Origin of the sequence: Streptomyces sp. NPDC020681, assembly GCF_044334895.1 — a bacterium.
Taxonomy (GTDB): domain Bacteria; phylum Actinomycetota; class Actinomycetes; order Streptomycetales; family Streptomycetaceae; genus Streptomyces.
The window spans coordinates 587992-605086 of record NZ_JBIRTX010000003.1 but is presented as its reverse complement, the minus strand read 5'-3'; the positions used below and the strand labels follow the sequence as shown (position 1 = coordinate 605086).

Below are 17095 nucleotides of genomic sequence, written 5' to 3'. Positions count from 1 at the left end.
GCTCGGACCTTATTCGGGACGAAGAGGTCGCCTACGGGTGCGTTCGGCCATCCTGCGGCCAGGGTTCAACTTTGGAGGCCGGTCGGGGCTCGTACGTCCAGGTCAAGGGAGCAGTGGCGCTGGGCGTCTTGGCTGGCCGCTCTGGGCACTGCAGCGAACACGAGACAGCAACTCACCATCGCTGTCAGTGGACTTCAGCATGATTGCCAGTGTGACAAGACGACCTAAGATCGCTCACATTGAGGCAACGGCGGAACTCAATGAAGCCGGCTGCGAGCCGGCAGAGCCCTACCCAGGGCGCACGTCGATTCCATGGCTGGTCACGTGCCTTGACAAGCGTTGCCCCGGCCACGAGAAGCCGTTCAAGGTGTACCTCAGCTACATCCGCAACCCGGTGTATGGCGGTGCTGGCTGTGGCGAGTGCCGCAAGAGGCGTCGGGCATACGAGCGTCGGGCAGACATGATCACCCGTGGGCGCGTCCTACCGATGGAGATCATCCACGAAGTGAGGCAGCCAGTTCGCGCCTGGTGTCTTCGGTGCTGGCAGGTCGTCAGACCCCGAATGGACAACGTTCGCTCAGGCCAAGGCAGTTGCGAGCACTGCGGCGGCAAGGCTCGTTTTCCCGATGAGAAGGCACGGCGGCTTGCTCGCGCATGGGGCTATGAACCCGACCCTGAGATCCCCTACAAGAACGACACCACGAGATGGCCAGGCCATTGCCTGGCCCACGGGCACTTCTGTGACCCGTCCCTGAACGCCCGCTTCAGCGGTGGACCCTGCGCTAGGTGCGCTGAGCATGGATTTAAACCCCACCGACCAGCGCTGCTGTACCTGGTCATCAAGTCGACCCTCGCCGCCGCCAAGATCGGAATCTGCGAGAACACCCCGAAGAACAGCCGCTTGTACGAACACGGCCGTAACGGGTGGACCGTCCTAAAGAGGCTGAACTTCCAGCTCGGGCGTGACGCTCGGGCTGTGGAGAAGGCCGCGGTCGAGTCGTGGCGGGTTCGCGGCTGGCCAGCTGTCTTGGACAACGGCCTTGCGTACGACGGCTACACAGAGACGGTGTCTCTGCGGTCAATCTCTGCTGCGGAAATCTGGGCTGAGGTGTGCGCGTCATTGGAGCCTGCTGGCGGCTCATATTCCGGGGGAGAAGACCCTGCGACCGCGACAGACCCCGCCTGAGGAGACTCCCGATGAGCCCCGCTCGTATCCAGCGCAGCCACACCAAAGGCTGGCGCGCACCTGCCGGAGCTGTGTACGTCGGCCGCGGCACCCGCTGGGGCAATCCATTCATCGTCGGCCAGACCTACGCGTGGCTCACCAGCACCGAGATGTCCTCTCCCGTGCCGACGTCTCGAAAGCCCGCCGAACACGGCAATGGGCTGCGCGTCGAAAAGTGCAGGGACCGGGAGACAGCCACCACCTGGTTCCGCGCCTGGATGGGCTTCGTCGTCGACCTCAAGCCCCAGGCACGGGCTGTCCTCGCTGGCCGGGACCTCATGTGCTGGTGCCCGTTGCCTCCTGAAGGCGAGCCAGACCACTGCCACGCAGCAGTGTTGTTGGAAATCGCAGGTCAGTCGGCAGCGAAGGCAGCCCACGACAGGCTTTCCCAGGGGACCGGACCGACGGCCGAGCCGAATCGCCGGCAGCGGGAAATCCTTGCCCTGGCGGTGAATGGCCGCACCGACGACCAGATTGCGGAGCACCTGTCCATCAAGCCGGCCACTGTGCACTCGGTGCTGCGGGCGGTGTGTTGGGCGCTGGGTGCCCGTGATCCGGCGCACGCGGTGGCGATCGCCCTGGCGCGCGGAGTGATGCAGCTTGATGAGACTGCTGTACCCGAACACGGTTTCACCAGCGCCCATCTGAACCTGGGCATCGATTCCTGAACTTACCCAACATCACAGAAGCATGACCTGACCGGCCGGTAGCCGGCAGACATGCCTGAACCGGCTCATTGTCGAACAGGGAGAATTCTTGCAGCCGCCCGTGATTGCTGCCCTCATCGCCCCCGGCTTTGCTATAGCCACCAATGCAGTCGGATGGGGCGTCGCCATCCGACTCAACACACGCACCGCGAACACCAGCCATAAACAATGGCGACGCGAGACCCGGAGGGATGCGTACGCCTGGGACGCCTTCCGCAACGAAGCCTCCCTCAGCTTCCGACGGCTCATGGGCGATCACCCAGTGGTACCCACATCAACAATGTCGCACCCGATCAGTGCCGTGGAGACGGGCAGCCTCTACCTGGCCGACCGAGACCACCGCCTGTACCTTCTCCGGCCATTCCTCACCACTGAGGTCTGTCCCAAGTGTCGTACTTGGTCGACGTTTCACGCAGACAAGGTGGACGGCGTACTTATGCTCAAGAGCCTGGAAGACGGCCACTGTTTCCCCCACGGCCCTGATTCTGACGCCCTTCAGAGGGCTGGTCTCCTTTAGGCCCCGTTCGGTCCCGGAGAGTGGGCGCCTGCCGTTCACAGGCACCCGCGCAACGCTGGCATGCCGTGTGGGAAGCAAGTACAGACTGCGGCACGGCCTCGTCTCTGGCCTTCGGCGCTGGGACTCAGTCAAGCAGATGGCTGGCGCACCACCTTCGCACCATCTGTGGCGGTCAACGAGGGGTAACGCTGGTGTCCGATGCGCCTTGGAACACGTCGGCCATCCATCGTCGTCCAGGTCAAACGCTCCAACCGAGTGCCTGATCAAGATTCCCAAGCTCAGAGCGCGGGTTCGATTCCCGTCACCCGCTCCATGCAGAAGGCCCAGGTCATAGACCCTGGCCTTTGTCGCTGTCCGGACCGGGCTAAGCACATTGCACCAGGTCCCCACCGGAAGGCTTCTGCTCGCCCTTCTGCCGGCCGCCCGCACGGGCTGGCTCAGCCGCTCGCGACTTCCTGGTGCCGCTTGAGGTCCGAGTGCTGACAGATCAGCGTGCCCCTCGAGCCCGCTTGCCGAATGCCAGCGTCAACCACCGGCTAGCTCGGTGAACTTGATCAGGGCCTCCAGGAGGGCCGGGCCAACTCCTCGGCCGCGAGCCTCGGATTGGACGTACACCGAATGCTCGACCACGCCGGCATAAACGACCCGCTAGGAGCTGGTTAGGTAGTTTCCTGTTCATGAAGATCGGCGACTCGTGGGGTGTTACGTTCGTCGGAACCTGTGCTGCGTGGGGGCTCACGGCAGGTGCGTCGAACGCCGAGCGGCCAAGCGCGCTGCCGAGAGAGCGCCGAGGAAGGAAGTCGAAGTGAGTTTCGTCGCGAAGTACGACAGCACCTGCCCCCGCTGTACCGACCCGATCGAGGCTGGCCAAGACATTCAGACCTACAGCGTCGGGCGGTACGAGCGGTACGAGCACGTTGTCTGTCCGAGGACGGCCGACGTGACATGCAGCATCTGTGGGCAGAAGTGGGTCGAATGCGACTGCCCCTGAAGGAGTAGTCATGAGCCCCTGCATACTGCCGAACGGAACGAACCGGTCGAAGGCTGCAGCTGCTTCTCCGCGGCCCCAGGGGTGTGAGGCTGTTCCTGGCGGGCCCCACCAGCCGATCCAAGGGGTGATCCGCGGCGCCGGCCCTCTGGTACAGCAAGGCTGCGGGCTAAGGGCCGACGGCCACTAGATCAGTGCCGACCGGGGCGTGGGTGCCTAGTGCATGGGCTCGGATTCGCGGCGAGTGAGTTCGGTCCAGGTGTCGGACAGGATCTTGTTCTCGACCTTGCCGATGTGCGCCGGCGTGTTCGAGGCTGCCGCTGCGACGACGGTCTCCCCAGTGCTCTTCAGCTTCACCGTCTTCTTGGTGCCGTTTTTCTCCTGCAGGCAACCTGTGATCCGAATCCAGTGGCGGCGGTCACGCCGCCAGTCGATGGCAGCCAGACGCTGCTTGAACTCGTCAAAGGACACCGCCGGAGCAGGCACCGACTGTTCCGCGATGATTTCGGTGAACCTCTTCACCAACTGCTCAGTCGTGTCGTCTCCGGTTGCAGTCTCCTTCTGCATCGCGTCCATGATCGGCCCGAGTTTGTCGCGCCGCACCTGGTTGTAGGCCAATGCAAGGGCCTTGAGGGCGAATGCCCATCCATGGACGTACAGCCGTCGGTAGGTGTCGGCCTGCTTGGTGTCGCTCCAGGCGTCGCCGAATTGGCCTTCCAACGTTTGCAGGAACTCGCGGCAGTACGGCAGCACCGCCTCGATGTGGTGGTGCTTGATGTGCTCGCGCTTGCGGTTGCCGTGGGAGATCACATTGAGCAGTATCTGCTCGAGCGTCGATGCGTCGACGATATTCTGGACCGCGGTGAGCGTGGCTCCCGTACTGCGGCCATCGGCGACGCGGTTCTCGAAGATGGTGCCCTTGACTGCCTGGTTGCGCAGCTTGGCCAGGGCGGACGAGGTGTCGAAGGTCGCCACCAAGTTGGTGTTCTTCTTCGTGCCGCGGCCATTGCGATCTGCGAAACTCTGGGCCGCCGCATCGACGTCAACCTTTAGTTCGACCTCAAGTGTCACGAAGAAGGTGTCAAGTGCACCGCTCTGGAGAGCGAGACGATTCTGCGCTGCTTCGAACAGTGCAGCAGTCTGGGTCTGTCCGTCGGCCTGCATGATGGGTCGCTTGGGCAGGTAGATCTCGCCGTAGATGGCCGCCGGGTTTGCTTCATCGAACGCGACGAAAATGGGCTGAGGGTCCTCCTCAAACTCCTCAACCGACTGCCAACCGGTGACGGTGGGAAGGTATGCAACCCGCTCACCGCGAACGGCCTCCAAGATGTACCGACTGAAGTCACCACGGTTGCTGGCCTTTGCGCCCTTGAAGTCGCTCTGCGTCTTGATGTGGGCAGCCCTCATGCCGTTGGCCTCGTAGTCGACAGTGCGTGGCGGATCGGAAGGGTTATACCTCACGAGGTCCGTAAACTGCTGCAGGCTGGGATGGACTGTGACGCAGATGCGGTATCCCTCCGTCGCACCTTTTAGGCACAGCGTGCCGCGGATAGCGTGCCGCTTCTCCCTCTCATGCTGGAAGCGGTAGCGATGCTGCTCGAAGTTGTCTCGCGCTTCCGCGTCGGAGCTGACACGCAGGATGCGCAGACCCCCGTATTTCGCGTCCTCGGGGATGTCGTCGGTGTTGATCAGCTTCTGCTGGCTGATGAAGGGCGTACTCATGGCGTCTCCTGCTGGTAGGGCTCGGCGCCCGTCGAGGCGAGCAGCCCGGACTGGCCTGGAATCACGGGAATCGATGTGGGTTCTACAAAGGTCGGGATGGCACCTGCGTGGGCAAGGACGGGCGGCAGCTCGACTAGCTCGATGGAAAGGTTCAACCTTTCAACGGTGTAGACGAGCTCAGGTTGAAAATTGAACGCAGCGATGACGCCACGGATCAAACAGCCACTGCCGGCGGCTTCCTCAGCCCGGCGCGCCATGGCCACGTAGACCTGGATCTGCCCAAGCGCCTCGTAACTCGCACTGATCTTGAACTCCCACAGGCGAGTGACGTTGCTCCGATCAATCGTGCGCATATCTGCGCGCACGGCCGTGCCGTCGTAACTGTTCTCCCGGGCGATAAGTAACTCGCCTGGACGGTGCTGGGCCAGTTCCGAAGCGTAGTAATCCCGCACTCTGCACTCGCGCTCATGCAGCACTACCCGATCTCGCGTCATTGGGTCCAACTCTCGCTTCCGCCAACTCTTGCCTTGGAGAGGCTAATTGATACCTCGTCAGTCTGCAAGTGCATCTCGGAGATGCGGGCATGCGCCGCCGAGACGGCTGCGTGCACGCACGGCTGGCCCTATACCGGCAGCCTGCGTGATGTACTGCGCCCGGTACTCCACCCTCCGCAGATGCCGCGGGCCTCCGTTCCGTCCCGCGGCGACCAGACTCATCAGAGCGTGGAGGGTGTCGGTACCGATCGCGACTGAGGTCCTGCGACAGCCTCACGCCGGTGAGGGCCGGGGCCGTGTTGGGTCTGGGGTGCTTCAGTACGACCTCCGACTCCCAAGCCCTTCCAACGAAACCCGAAACTCTGACCAGGGACTTCGTTGATCACCACAGGTGAGGAAGAAGCCGGGATGCCATTGGGGACGAAGAGGTCATCGTGCAAGGTGCCAGCGATGCGTTTGGGCAGTCGGACCTTGCTCTGGTCGACGGCTGACAGCGCGGCTTGGGCCGCTGGAGGTGCAGCGAGGCACACGCGCGCCAGTACAGTCGGGTGACCCGCCATCGTGGCTGACTGTCGTCGGTAGAGGTTCAGACGAGGCATGCCGAAGGTCCCGTCCGTCAGTCGAGCGGGCCCAAGCTGCGTGGGGAGCTCCCCGAACAGGCCGCTCCGCAGGCGGAGTTGACCTACTTCACGGTAACTGGCTAGCGTCTCAGTAGCGTTGAGGGGCCCCACCGTGGCATGCCACGGTGGGGCCTTTTTGTCCTCTTCTGCACAAGCAGCAGGGGTGAGCGGGGGCGTCGCCGCCATCAGGCTCCTAGGCCGCGAGTGCAGCGACGCCCCATCACAAAGGGGGTTAGCCATGAACCACCAGCATCACATGCCTGCTGACGGGCCCCAGGATGGCGCGGCCAGCTCCGATACTCAACCCGCGGGGGCGCCCCCGGCACCTGCGCGTGACGGTCGGGAGGCACTTCAACTTGTCCGTGTCTCCGTAGGTCTCGCCCGCCTTCCTCGTGTTCCTGGCCGCTGCCGTCGGTATCGCGGGCGGGAACTACTGGTTCCTGCTGTGACCTCGTGACGGGTGCTACGTCCCACGGCCTGACCTGACTTCCAGCGTCAGGCCATGGACTCCCTGTGGACAGGGCGATCTCAATAGGCGCCCTCAGATCCTGTGACCTGCGTCTTCCCGTGAGCCAGAAGCCCCCTCCGGAGCCGTATGCACAGGGCGAAGCATGCTCTCAGCGACTTGGCCGGCCAGGCTGATGCGTAAGGGCGGCTCAGACACCCGGCACTCCGCCTGTGGGCGCCTCGATGCTGGGAAAATTCTGGGAGAAGATCTTCGCCCGGCGCCTCCCGGGCACCTCGACAGACCAACTCATACCAAAGATCTGACCTGCACCAACGCGCTGCCAAAAAGGCGTAGATCTTGCCCGGACCTTACTCGGGACGAAGAGGTCGTGGGTTCACATCCCGTCCCTCGGCGGTCGAATGGCGCTGCGGCGGCTCGGAGGTGTGGACCGGCGGGGGAGAAGGGGCGTGCTTGGCACTGCGGCGACGGCAGTAGTTGACGGCAACATGGACGCACGAGCGCAATCATCTGCGCCCTCCCGCGGTCTGCCGGGCCCGTGTTGCCGGCTCGAAGAGCAGGCGGCGTGGTCAGCCGGTCGAACTTACAAAGCAGATGTCGGCGGTTCGAAACCGTCCGCGCCCACCAGCAGGAAGCACGACAAAGGCCCAGGTCACCGGTACTGAACCGGGAGCCTGGGCCTTGATCGTTCCACTGCCGAGAACCCGGGAGGGGTCTCGTGCCAGTTGCGTGCCAGATGGAGGCCACATCGGGGCCACATCCTGGGAGCCGAGTTCCTCGTCGCCGCGGGCGACCTGGCGGGCTACCCCGACGCCGGCCACCTAGCGTCCGCCGCCGGCCCTGGTCCCCGTCGCCAAGGACTCCGGACGCCGCACCGGCAACCTGCACCGGCCAAAGCGCTACAGCCGCCGCCTGCGCCGCGTCTTCTACCTCTCCGCCCAGACCAGCATCATCCGCGACGGCCCCAACCGCACCTACTACCTCAAGAAACGAGCCGAGGGCCACAAACACATCCCCGCCGTCATCGCCCTCGCCCGCCGCCGCGTCGACATCCTCTGGGCCCCGCTCCGCGACAACCGCCCCTTCACCACCGCACCGCCAACACGGACAGCGATAACCACAGCGGCCTGACCCGGGCGTGAAGCCAACGTTCCTCCCGATCCTCTGGTGCATACCGGAGTTGACTACCTTGGCGATCGGCCGACTGAGGAGATGATGCATGCGGCCACGCACTCATCCGCCCACGCCGTGTCCTCGCTGCGGCGCAGCGACGAACCGCGTCCTGACCGTGATCGTCCCCACCACCACCGACGAGCACGAGCTCTTCCGCATCGCACACAGCACGTCAGAGTCGCCGCGCACCTACCTCACCTGCGCCGACTGCCGTCACGAGTGGGGATGGGAAGAAGGGACCGGCACTCCGAAGGGTTGACTCGGTCATCAAGACTCCGCCGACCTCGTGGGCACTTAGATCTTCGCTCTGGTCAGGCAGAAAGGATGCCCGGCTGGGTCAGTGAAGACCCGCCACCTGTCGCCACCCGGTTGGTACTCCGGCTTGGCCGCGCCCAACTCCAGCAGCAGGGCCTCAGCCTCGTCGAGGTCGTCGACCGCGAAGTCGAGGTGGATTTGTTGCGGCACGGTCTGGTTGGGCCAGCACGGAGCCTGATAGTCATCGACCCGCTGGAAACCGATGAAGAGCCCGTCGTCGCAGTTGAGTCCAGCGAAGTCACCGTTGGATTTGGGGTGGAGCCCAAGCCCGGTGGCCTGCCGATAGAACGCGGCCAGCGCCTCAGGGTCGGGGCAGTCGAGTGTTATCGCCGTCAGCTTCATCTGCGGGGGCATGGCGTCACACCATAGTGATCAGCTTGCAAACTCCGCGACCTGGAACTCCGCCGAAAACGGGCAGGAACTGCCCGCTGAGGGTGACTGGACATTCATCGCCTGAGCCCTGAGCGCGGCACGGAACTAAGAGTGACTCCGTGCCCCTGGCGTGCCCGACGGACGCTGTGCTGTATTCGTACGGTCCGGACGCCGATGCCCTCTTCAAGGTGATGGAACCGGCTCTGCGCGAGCTTCCGTTCCGGCCGGCGTACGTCGTCCTCCGTCGCGGAGATGCCGGGGACGCGGAGGCCGTCGTGTCTCGGGTCGACCTGTGAGGTGTTGCGTTCCAGAACTCAGAGGCCATCTCATTCGGCTGCTTCGACCGTTTTCACGAGGAAGCCAAAACTTCCCCGGCCATGACCTGGGGAGGGTTGGGGAGCAGCGATGCAAGGTTGTCTCGCACGAAGTCCGCCGCCTTCGAGACCGATTCCGCGGCACCGGCCCGGTCCTGGAAGACGCTGGTCGAGACCATCACTCCGTCCCCGGCATCGACCCAGTAGTAGGCCACGAAGCCTGAAACCTGGCGCATCAGCGGCACGAACCCCTCGTTCACGCGGCGTCCCGCCTCAGCCGGATCTGTCACTCCTTCGTACCGCCGGACTGCTGCGTACATCACCGGGCTCCTCGTGGGGGTCAGGGTTTGAATTCTGCTGAGGCGTCATACCCCTGCATCGGCTGTTTGGCTCATGAGGCACTCGACCATCACCTGAAGGGCCGCGTCAGGTGATCCGAACGGCGTCTTCCGGACCGGTCACACAGCCCTGCGCACGTCTGCCGGGGTTGCACCTCATGGCGCGCCCAGCCCATGCACGCACACGTCCGCTCAGTGATCGGCGCCAGGCTTACAAAGCAGATGTCGGCAGTTCGAAACCGTCCGCGCCCACCAGCAGGAAGCACGACAAAGGCCCAGGTCACCGGTACTGAACCGGGAGCCTGGGCCTTGATCGTTCCTGCGTCGTCGCGGCGAGGGAGTGGCGTCGTGCCATCTCTTGATCTGCTCATCGACGTGAGCGGCGATCGCATGGTCCCGTCCGAAAGGTCCTCGAAACGGCCCGCCCGAAGAGGGGCGGGCCGTCACAAAGACGTTTCCACCGATGATCAGGCGGGCCCGTCCAGGCTGACGTAGCACGTGTAGTCGCTCTTGGGGTCGTTACTCGGGGTACCGGAGTATCCGCCTTCCCAGCCGCCACCGTCCTCCGGGAATCCCGTGTACGCCTCCTGCTTTTTTCCACCGATCCAGAAGTGGGCTTCCCGAGTGTTATCGACGTCGTGGTCCAGCACGCAGGAGAAGTTGTTCTTGCACCAGAACTTTCCGCTCGGATCGCCCAGGGATTCGAACTCGACGTACCAGTAGTCGAAATTCTCCGAGCCGGACCCCGTCTGGTAGTGGCGAAGGAAGGGGCCGGCATTGCCCCCGTCCTCCAGTGAGTCGATTTTGTACGTGTCGGATTCGACACCACTCTTGGAGGCGCTGAACTTCAGAATGACGTTCTGAATGTCCGCACCCCACTCGTTGTAGAACCGTACATTGATGGTCCGATCCGTTGACACCTCGAAAGCCTCCTTGGCGCGGTTGGCCGTCTGCGGCGAGCCGCAGAATCCACCTGATCCAGAGTCAGATAGGGCACATCGAATGTATTTTCTCTGATGCACTCCCGCAAATGGTGCACGGAGAACCACTCACATGGCCCCCGGCCGCAACGCGATGACCAGGTGATTGCGCTGAACCGACCTGGCTTCAACGTGCGCCACGCTCGGCCGAGTGGCTCTGCGGCCCGTCGTGTGCTCAGTTAGCGTTAGCAGCGAAGGTGCACTGATCTTGGAAGGGTGGCCCGGTCGTGAACCTGGTGAAGATCCTCCCCATGACGTTCGTGATGATCGCCGGGCCGCAGATCCTCAGTGCCATCTTCCTTCTTCCTTGCGACGAGCGAGAACTGGCGCCGCAATTCGGCCGCCTACATCACCGGTGCGGCCCTGTCCATAACCGGGTTCGTCACGGTCGCGTACTTCGTGGGCTCGGGCATTTCCAACGCTGGAGCGTCGGACGACGCGCTTGACATCGTGGTCCTGGTCCTTTTGTCGCTGCTGCGCTCTACACATTCCTCAAGCGGAAGCAATCGGAGCCGCCGAAGTGGATGGGCAAATTGGAGACGGCGAGCCCGAGATTCTCATTCAGGCTCGGCTTCCTGCTTCTGGGCGTGTTCCCGACCGATATCCTCACCTCGTGGGCCGTCGGCACCTATCTGTCAACCCACGGCGATCCGTGGTGGCACTTGCTTCCTTTCGTGCTGCTCACGCTGTTGCTGCTGGCGCTACCGGTGCTCATGCTTCTGCTGTTCGGCCAACGAGGGCAGGAATTCCAGCCGAAGGCTCGCGACTGGATGAATACGCACTCGTGGGTCGTCAATGAGATCGTCATCGCGTTCTTCATTGCCATTGCCGCCAACAGTCTCGCGGGGTAATTGCAACGCCGTACGAGCTTGAGCGGCCTTTAGCACGAACTGGCCGAGCACCATGCGCGAGCCGTCTGCCCTGGCCTGACGCATGCGTTCTCCGTTTCTCCCCGGACCGGGCGGGTCTGCGTTCATCGTGAAGATGAGTGCCGGTACTCATGACGCCCCAGTACCGGCCGGGAAGCATCGCACCATGACCACACGGAAGCGCATCGCCGTCGCCGCCGCAGCCACCGTCCTCACGCTGGCAGGCTGCGGGACGAGCGCGGACGACGTGTTCTCCAACCTCAACGGCACCCGCGCCGCCAACTCGCACGACACCAACACCCCCGACCCGGACGCGGCAGGGGCCGACGCGCCACCGAACTACGCCGACAACAGCCGGGTCCGGCGGGCCGGCGAGATGAGCCCGCAGGACGAGCAGTCGGCCAGGCAGACGGCCACCGAGGTCGGACGGAGCCTCGAGGAGTTGCGCCGACTCGGCAGGATCAGCCCTTCAGAGGTACGGCCCGTCCTCGCACAACTCGCCGCTCCCGCCCGCTTTTCCGTGCAGAAGCGGCTGGTCGGTACCGGGACGGACAAGGCCGAAGTCAGCACCTACGGCATCTGGATCGGCGAGTCCGCCTGCGTGACAGGAGCCGTCAGCAAGGACCGCGTGTGGGCCGACGTCAACGGCCACTACCCCGAAACCGGTTGCCTGCCCCCGGCTTCCACTCACTGACTCTGTACAGCACAGAGCCGCCGCCGTCGGCCAGTGCGCGGTCAGCGCCAGGTCAGCGCCCGCTGTTGGCACACTCGTCGCTGTTCCCACCGCTGCGACATTGGTGTGAGGTACCGCCCGGCCCGTACGGAGACGCTGGATCGTCGGGCTCACACGGCGTTCCCGCCGCTGTCGGGCACGGCGGCAGCGGCGCTGGATGAGCGCGCTCGTACTCGCTGTTCCCGACCGTGATGGTGACGGCCAGACAGAGCCCGGCGATGAGTAGCTGAAGCGCTCCCGAGTACGGCCGTGCCGAGCGCAGCAGGATGACGGCAATCGCGAGGATGACCAAGGTGAACCCGCCGAGCCAGAACACGGGTACCCAGTCCATGGCGGGCGCCTTGGAAGGGACCTTGGAGTTCGCATGGCTGCTCGAGCGGGCCCAGCCCCGGGTACCCAGAGCCAGGGCCAGCATCAGCGCGCCCACGGCCTCGAGCAGGGGCAGGCTCAGTACCAGGCAGCCACTTGCGAGTGCGTCGCCGCGGGGCTTGGGGACACTTTGCGGTTGCGGGCGGTCCTGCGGCAGTTGCGGGTTGTCGGTACTGGGCTCGAGAGGCATGCGCGCAGGTTCCTGCGAACGTGACGGGGTGCGTGCCGCATTTCCCGAGCCGGTATCAAGTCGTGGCCACGTCACCACCAAGTCGTGCCGGTTCGGCAACCTAACGCGGGGGAACCGGGCGGTCGTAGACGTTGTTCGGGGTCACGATTCCGGTGATCGCCCTGGCGAGCAGTGTGGACGGCTCCTGGCCCTGGTAGGGGACGTCCGAGTTGAGCAGGAGCACCAGGGTGGCCTTCTGCGAGGGCAGGTAGACGGTCACGCTCTCGTAGCCCGGAATGGAGCCGTTGTGCCCGATCCAGCCGCTGGTCTCGAAGATGCCGTGCCTCGCGGACTTCCGAGGCGACCCCGGCCCGGGCCCTTGCCGCGGCCCGGGCGGGCTTCTGGTTCGGCCTTCCACCTGATCCACCGTCATGAGCAGTGCCACGCGGTCAGCTGCGGTCGCCACCGTGGCCCATGTCCGAAGCGGGCGACGGACGGAGCCACTCCGGCCTCCACCAGGTGCGCAGGGGAGAGCGCGCCGTGGTTCCGGTCGACCGCTCCGCCGGCGCCGCCGTCTCTGCCGTCTCTGCCGTCTCTGACGTCGGCGGCAGCGAGGCGGCCGCGCCGCCGCCGGCCACCGACGCGGGGGAGGCTCCTTCACGGCCGATGGCGCGGAGCAGGATCCGGACCCGGCGTTCGACCAGGATCGGGACGTACGTCCGGATCTTCGCCTGCTGGAACGTGCCGTGGACCGTCGCGACCGCTGCCTCCACGATCGCAGCGTCGACCGACGGGTAGGCGCTCTTCAGGCCTGCGGCCACGCGAAGGAGGGCGACTGCCTCGTCCTGCCGGGCGGACTTCTTGGCTGCCTGGGATGCCGCCGGGCCGGCGGGCAGGTGCGGACCGGGTCCGCTACTCGTTTCCTTTGGTGGGGTGCTGTCGCCGGCTGTGGCTGCCGGCCCGTCCGTCCTCATCGCTGAACCGCCCGCGCGCTCGCAAGACCCACATTCTCAAGGGTCGGAGACTGCATGGCCGATGGCCCCCCGGACCCGACAAACCCCGAGACAGCTCGGCGGCCGACTGTGAGGCTGCCTCCCTTCATTGTCAGGCCGCCCGGTCGAAACCGCCTGACGGACGACGCCCTACTGCCGGCTGTCAGACCGTTCGAGGCGGCCGACGCAGCAGAAACACGCCCACGCCGGCCGACAGCAGCATCACGTAGCCCGTGAAAATCAGACCCGCGTCGCGCAGCCCCAGAGCCAGCGTGAGCGCCCCGACTCCGACCACCGGCAAGGAGATCCCGACGTACGCGACCACGAAGAAGGCGGAGATCGTCGCGCCACGGTGCTCGTCCGGGGCCACCGCACTCACGCTGGTGAGGGCCGCGCGGAAAGCCAGGCCCTGGCCGAGGCCCCCGATCACCGCGCCTACGACCAGCAGCGTCAAGGACTCCGTCAGGAGGGAGGACGCGACGAGGGCCATGCCGATCGTCAGTACGAGACAGCCGGCGGGCAGCGCACGCCGCGTGCCCATCGGGCCCATCAAGAGCTGGCCGGCGGTGGAGGAGCAGAATGCGGTAAAGACGATCAAGCCGATGACGGCCTGGTTGTCCTCTCCCAGGGTTTGGGAGAGGAAGCCCGGTGCTACGGCGGTGAACAGTCCCAGCAGCGAGAACCCGGCGAACGCGGCCAGACCGGCCGGCACGAACACCTCGCGCGTCTCCTGAGGCACGACCATGCCCTGAGGGCGCAGCGGCGGGCGAGGAACCCGACGCGTCACTGTCTCGGGCAGCGCGCGGGTGACGGCGACGGCCGCCAGGAGCAGCGCGATGTGCACCAGGAAGGGCAGCCGAAGCGGCCACGGCGCGTACTCCGCCAGGAACCCCGACAGCAGGGGACCGCAGCCGAGACCGCCCATGTTGGCGGCCGTGGCGGCGAATCCCGCCCGGGCGCGGCGGTCCGGCGGCGCCAACTCCAGTACGGCAGCTGTCGCGGCCCCGCTGAGCAGCCCCGCGGCACACCCCGAAAGCAGCCGTCCCACGAACAGCAGCGACAGCCCGCCCTCAAAGAGGAAGCACAGCGCGCTCAGGACCGACAGCCCCAGAGCGACCATCAGCACGGGGCGTCGGCCCAGTACGTCGGAGAAGTCACCGGCGACCAGCAGCGCGGTGATCACGCCGATCGCGTAGACCGCGAAGACCACCGTCACCGTCAGCTCGTCGAACCCGAGCTGTTCCTCGTAGAGCCCGTACAGCGGCGTCGGCAGCGTGGTCCCTGCCATGCCGACCGCGAACACCCCTGCGGCCGCGAGGTACCAGCTCCGGGTACGGGGTACCTCTGCGCCTCGAACGATCACGCCGCCAACCTAGCCGGAAGGGTCTGTCCGGCCGGTCATCTGCGGAGCGAGAGATGTACGAGGCTGCACGCCGCACTCACCCGCGTCAGGCGGCGCCGAGCTGTCGCATCAGGCTCAGGAGGTCGTAGTGCCACCAGCCTTCCTTGATCTTGTCGTTCTTGAACCGGAAGATCGTGGTGCCGGTCATGGTGCACTGCTTGCCGGTCGGCGCGATGCCCATGAAGTCGCCCTTGTGAGTGCCGGTCCAGGTCCACAGGGTCACGACGTCGTCCCCTTCGCAGACCTGCCGGTCGATGTCGAAGGTGAAGTCGAAGGCGGAGCGCCAGCCGCTGACATCGCTGCGGATGGTGGCGGAGCCGACCACGGCGTCCTCTTCCTTGCCTATGTCGTGGTCCGTGTAGTCGGACGCGAACACCTCGTCGATGGCGTCGAGGTTGCCTCCGACGGCGATCTCGTCGAAGAACCGGCGAGAAGTTGACTGGTTCAACTGCTCGTCGCGGACCACATCGAGGTCGGTGAAGGTGGGCATGCCGTCGCAGAGCGCCACCATCTCCTGGAAGATCCGGTCCGTCTCCGGAAGCTTGGAGTTCTTCATCGCCGCTTCGTACGAAGGAAATTCGACGATCTCGACGAAGTGCGACCCATCGGCGCGGTCCTTGCCGATGAGGCTGTGGGTGGCGGTCCGCTTGCCTTTGGTCTGGTCGGCCCACTGGTCCATGAGCCGGTCCATGTCTTCGAACCGGTCGGTCTTGCAGTCGATTATTTGTACGAATTTCATGGTGTCTCCCGGTTCTGTGATCTGGGTGGGATACGTCCAGTTTAGTGAGGTTTGGGGAGGGTGGAGAGTCAGGGGAAGTGGAACTTGGGGCCGTCGGGAGACGTTGGGCTGGAGGACGCGCGGCAGCGCGCGTACGACCGGAACGACATGGGCAGAAGCCGAGGTGGCACGCGTGGCGATGTGGGATCGGATCAAGGACCAGGCCAAGAATCTGCAGCAGCAGTCGCAGGGGACACGGGGCTCTGGAGGGCACGGGCGGCCGGGTGCGGGGTCCGGCCGTGGGTCGCGGGACAAGCTGGTGAGCACGCTCAAGACTCAGCTCACCTCCCTCAAGGCGGAGCTGAAGAGCGGCGCCTACCGGGACGCCAGCATGGCGATGTGCGCCCTGGTCGCGGCCGCCGACGGGCATGTCGACCCGGCCGAGCGGCAGCATGTGGAGTCGCTGATCCTGAACAACGACGTCCTGCAGAACTTCCCGTCCGACCAACTGCGGCAGCGGTTCAACAAGCACGTCGACCAGCTGGCGTTCAACTTCCAGCAGGGCAAGGCGGAGGCCATGCAGGAGATCGCCAAGGCGGCGAAGAAGCCGACGGAGGCGCGGGCGGTCGTGCAGACCGGCTTCGTTGTCGCCGGTGCGGACGGATTTGTCGCGCCGGCCGAGGAGCAGGTCCTGCGTGAGGCGTGCTCGGTACTCGGACTGTCCCCGCAGGAGTTCGGCCTCTGACCGCCTGCTCTGTACTGGGTGACAGACCGCGGCGGGGGGGGGGGGGGGGGGGGGGGGGGGGGGGGGGGGGGGGGGGGGGGGGGGGGGGTGGGGGGGGGGGGTGGGGGGGGGTGGGGGGGGGGGGGGGTGGGGCCCCGCCCCCGGGGGGCCCCCCCCCCCCCCCCCCGGGGGGGGCCCCCCCCCCCCCCCCCCGGGGGCCCCCCCCCCCCCCCACCGGGGGGGGGGGGGGCCCCCCCCCCCCCCCCCCCACGGCTTTCCGGTGCGATCCGGGTTCGTCAGGCGCCCTGCTTCAGCTCGGCCGCGCCGAACGACACGCTGAAGCGTTCACACCAGATGGTCACCGTGGAGAACTTGTTCAGGTCGGTGCCCGCAGGGATCGCGTAGTTCTGGCTGCCCTCGTTGCCCTTGAGATCGCCGAGGTCGACGTGGGTGCCGTCGTCGAGGTTGCCGCCGCCGTCCGGCTTGACCGGCTGGTCGCTGAGCCAGACGTGCAGGGCAGGGCCGTCGGAGGTGCGCAGGTTCGTCAGGCGCAGGTTCGCCTTGCCGTCTGCGAGCGGCTGGATCTCCACCGCGCCGCTGGTGTCGTGCTCGTGGGAGACAAAGTTGCCGGATGCCAACGGCTCGGCCCTGGCTCCCTGTTGGCCGGAGGCCACGGGCGCCGCCTCATCCACGTGGTTCGAGGTGAACAGCCGCCAGGGCTGGAAGAGGTAAAGCCCGACAGCCGCCACAACGACGACCACCGCGGTGGTGATCCAGAGGACAGGGCGCTTGGTTCGGCTCATGAGGGTTTCCGTTTCTGTGGGATGTTCGCGTCTGTTGGGGCGCCGGACCGGTGACCGGGCCTGGCGCCGAGGGACGGCTCTCGGC

Annotated in this window: 15 protein-coding genes and 4 pseudogenes; 7 read left to right on the top strand and 12 right to left on the bottom strand. The window is 65.7% G+C overall.

What is annotated here, in order from left to right; translation table 11 throughout:
* Positions 1 to 1197: 1197 nt before the first annotated feature.
* A complete protein-coding gene (locus ACH4YL_RS09875) occupies positions 1198 to 1893 on the top strand; it encodes a DUF4326 domain-containing protein (RefSeq protein ID WP_398506489.1) in 696 nt (231 codons plus the stop codon).
* 1087 nt (positions 1894 to 2980) lie between these two features.
* On the opposite strand, the pseudogene ACH4YL_RS09870 reads toward ACH4YL_RS09875, so the two are convergent.
* The 3 genes and pseudogenes from ACH4YL_RS09870 to ACH4YL_RS09860 all read right to left on the bottom strand — a co-directional run.
* Positions 2981 to 3097: pseudogene (locus ACH4YL_RS09870) on the bottom strand (GNAT family N-acetyltransferase); the annotation flags it as partial.
* A 556-nt stretch (positions 3098 to 3653) separates the two neighbouring features.
* Positions 3654 to 5159 carry a DNA sulfur modification protein DndB gene (locus tag ACH4YL_RS09865; protein WP_398506487.1) on the bottom strand — a complete coding sequence of 502 codons (1506 nt, stop codon included), beginning with the start codon at positions 5157 to 5159 and terminating at the stop codon, positions 3654 to 3656.
* Positions 5156 to 5611, bottom strand: coding sequence for a hypothetical protein (locus ACH4YL_RS09860; protein ID WP_398506485.1), 456 nt, complete (start codon positions 5609 to 5611; stop codon positions 5156 to 5158). Before ACH4YL_RS09860 ends, ACH4YL_RS09865 begins: the two co-directional genes overlap by 4 nt.
* Positions 5612 to 7482: 1871 nt before the next feature.
* Between ACH4YL_RS09860 and ACH4YL_RS09855 the strand changes: the two are divergent.
* Positions 7483 to 7870: pseudogene (locus tag ACH4YL_RS09855) on the top strand (transposase); the annotation flags it as partial.
* An 88-nt stretch (positions 7871 to 7958) separates the two neighbouring features.
* A complete protein-coding gene (locus tag ACH4YL_RS09850; RefSeq protein ID WP_398506483.1) occupies positions 7959 to 8171 on the top strand; it encodes a hypothetical protein in 213 nt (70 codons plus the stop codon).
* Positions 8172 to 8206: 35 nt separating this feature from the next.
* On the opposite strand, the gene ACH4YL_RS09845 is transcribed toward ACH4YL_RS09850, so the two are convergent.
* The gene (locus ACH4YL_RS09845; RefSeq protein WP_398506481.1) at positions 8207 to 8581 is read right to left on the bottom strand and encodes a VOC family protein; all 375 of its coding nucleotides are present in this window, start codon (positions 8579 to 8581) and stop codon (positions 8207 to 8209) included.
* A 137-nt stretch (positions 8582 to 8718) separates the two neighbouring features.
* On the opposite strand from ACH4YL_RS09845, the gene ACH4YL_RS09840 reads away from it, so the two are divergent.
* Positions 8719 to 8895 (top strand): hypothetical protein, encoded by a 177-nt coding sequence (locus tag ACH4YL_RS09840; protein ID WP_398506479.1) that lies wholly within the window; start codon positions 8719 to 8721, stop codon positions 8893 to 8895.
* Between the two features lie 53 nt (positions 8896 to 8948).
* On the opposite strand, the gene ACH4YL_RS09835 is transcribed toward ACH4YL_RS09840, so the two are convergent.
* Together ACH4YL_RS09835 and ACH4YL_RS09830 are read right to left on the bottom strand one after the other, a co-directional pair.
* A complete protein-coding gene (locus tag ACH4YL_RS09835; RefSeq protein WP_398506477.1) occupies positions 8949 to 9173 on the bottom strand; it encodes a hypothetical protein in 225 nt (74 codons plus the stop codon).
* Between the two features lie 545 nt (positions 9174 to 9718).
* Complete coding sequence (locus ACH4YL_RS09830) at positions 9719 to 10171, bottom strand: hypothetical protein (protein ID WP_398506475.1); 453 nt, start codon at positions 10169 to 10171, stop codon at positions 9719 to 9721.
* 539 nt (positions 10172 to 10710) lie between these two features.
* Here ACH4YL_RS09830 and ACH4YL_RS09825 point away from each other — a divergent pair.
* Together ACH4YL_RS09825 and ACH4YL_RS09820 are read left to right on the top strand one after the other, a co-directional pair.
* Positions 10711 to 11082, top strand: a pseudogene (locus tag ACH4YL_RS09825) (GAP family protein); the annotation flags it as partial.
* 184 nt (positions 11083 to 11266) lie between these two features.
* Complete coding sequence (locus tag ACH4YL_RS09820; RefSeq protein WP_398506474.1) at positions 11267 to 11794, top strand: hypothetical protein; 528 nt, start codon at positions 11267 to 11269, stop codon at positions 11792 to 11794.
* A gap of 52 nt (positions 11795 to 11846) precedes the next feature.
* Here the strand turns inward: ACH4YL_RS09820 and ACH4YL_RS09815 are convergent, their stop codons facing one another.
* The 5 genes and pseudogenes from ACH4YL_RS09815 to ACH4YL_RS09795 form a co-directional block, all read right to left on the bottom strand.
* A complete protein-coding gene (locus ACH4YL_RS09815; RefSeq protein WP_398506472.1) occupies positions 11847 to 12392 on the bottom strand; it encodes a DUF6234 family protein in 546 nt (181 codons plus the stop codon).
* Positions 12393 to 12492: 100 nt separating this feature from the next.
* Positions 12493 to 13032 (bottom strand): serine hydrolase, encoded by a 540-nt coding sequence (locus ACH4YL_RS09810; RefSeq protein ID WP_398506470.1) that lies wholly within the window; start codon positions 13030 to 13032, stop codon positions 12493 to 12495.
* A 34-nt stretch (positions 13033 to 13066) separates the two neighbouring features.
* Positions 13067 to 13345, bottom strand: a pseudogene (locus tag ACH4YL_RS09805) (three-helix bundle dimerization domain-containing protein); the annotation flags it as partial.
* 181 nt (positions 13346 to 13526) lie between these two features.
* Positions 13527 to 14651, bottom strand: a complete 1125-nt coding sequence (locus tag ACH4YL_RS09800) for an MFS transporter (protein WP_398506651.1) — start codon at positions 14649 to 14651, stop codon at positions 13527 to 13529.
* A gap of 160 nt (positions 14652 to 14811) precedes the next feature.
* Positions 14812 to 15504, bottom strand: a complete 693-nt coding sequence (locus ACH4YL_RS09795; RefSeq protein WP_398506469.1) for an ester cyclase — start codon at positions 15502 to 15504, stop codon at positions 14812 to 14814.
* A gap of 172 nt (positions 15505 to 15676) precedes the next feature.
* Here ACH4YL_RS09795 and ACH4YL_RS09790 point away from each other — a divergent pair, with 172 nt between their 5' ends.
* On the top strand, positions 15677 to 16228 hold the full coding sequence (locus tag ACH4YL_RS09790) for a tellurite resistance TerB family protein (protein WP_398506467.1): 552 nt from the start codon (positions 15677 to 15679) through the stop codon (positions 16226 to 16228).
* A gap of 275 nt (positions 16229 to 16503) precedes the next feature.
* Here the strand turns inward: ACH4YL_RS09790 and ACH4YL_RS09785 are convergent, their stop codons facing one another.
* Positions 16504 to 17010, bottom strand: coding sequence for a DM13 domain-containing protein (locus tag ACH4YL_RS09785; protein WP_398506465.1), 507 nt, complete (start codon positions 17008 to 17010; stop codon positions 16504 to 16506).
* Positions 17011 to 17095: the final 85 nt, after the last annotated feature.

What these genes read in the sequence shown, in the direction of transcription:
- ACH4YL_RS09850 (WP_398506483.1), top strand. Translation starts at nt 7,959, where the DNA reads ATGCGGCCACGCACTCATCCGCCCACGCCGTGTCCTCGCTGCGGCGCA.
- ACH4YL_RS09785 (WP_398506465.1), bottom strand. Translation starts at nt 17,010, where the DNA reads ATGAGCCGAACCAAGCGCCCTGTCCTCTGGATCACCACCGCGGTGGTC.
- ACH4YL_RS09875 (WP_398506489.1), top strand. Translation starts at nt 1,198, where the DNA reads ATGAGCCCCGCTCGTATCCAGCGCAGCCACACCAAAGGCTGGCGCGCA.
- ACH4YL_RS09865 (WP_398506487.1), bottom strand. Translation starts at nt 5,159, where the DNA reads ATGAGTACGCCCTTCATCAGCCAGCAGAAGCTGATCAACACCGACGAC.
- ACH4YL_RS09800 (WP_398506651.1), bottom strand. Translation starts at nt 14,651, where the DNA reads ATGGCAGGGACCACGCTGCCGACGCCGCTGTACGGGCTCTACGAGGAA.
- ACH4YL_RS09795 (WP_398506469.1), bottom strand. Translation starts at nt 15,504, where the DNA reads ATGAAATTCGTACAAATAATCGACTGCAAGACCGACCGGTTCGAAGAC.
- ACH4YL_RS09815 (WP_398506472.1), bottom strand. Translation starts at nt 12,392, where the DNA reads ATGCCTCTCGAGCCCAGTACCGACAACCCGCAACTGCCGCAGGACCGC.
- ACH4YL_RS09845 (WP_398506481.1), bottom strand. Translation starts at nt 8,581, where the DNA reads ATGCCCCCGCAGATGAAGCTGACGGCGATAACACTCGACTGCCCCGAC.
- ACH4YL_RS09820 (WP_398506474.1), top strand. Translation starts at nt 11,267, where the DNA reads ATGACCACACGGAAGCGCATCGCCGTCGCCGCCGCAGCCACCGTCCTC.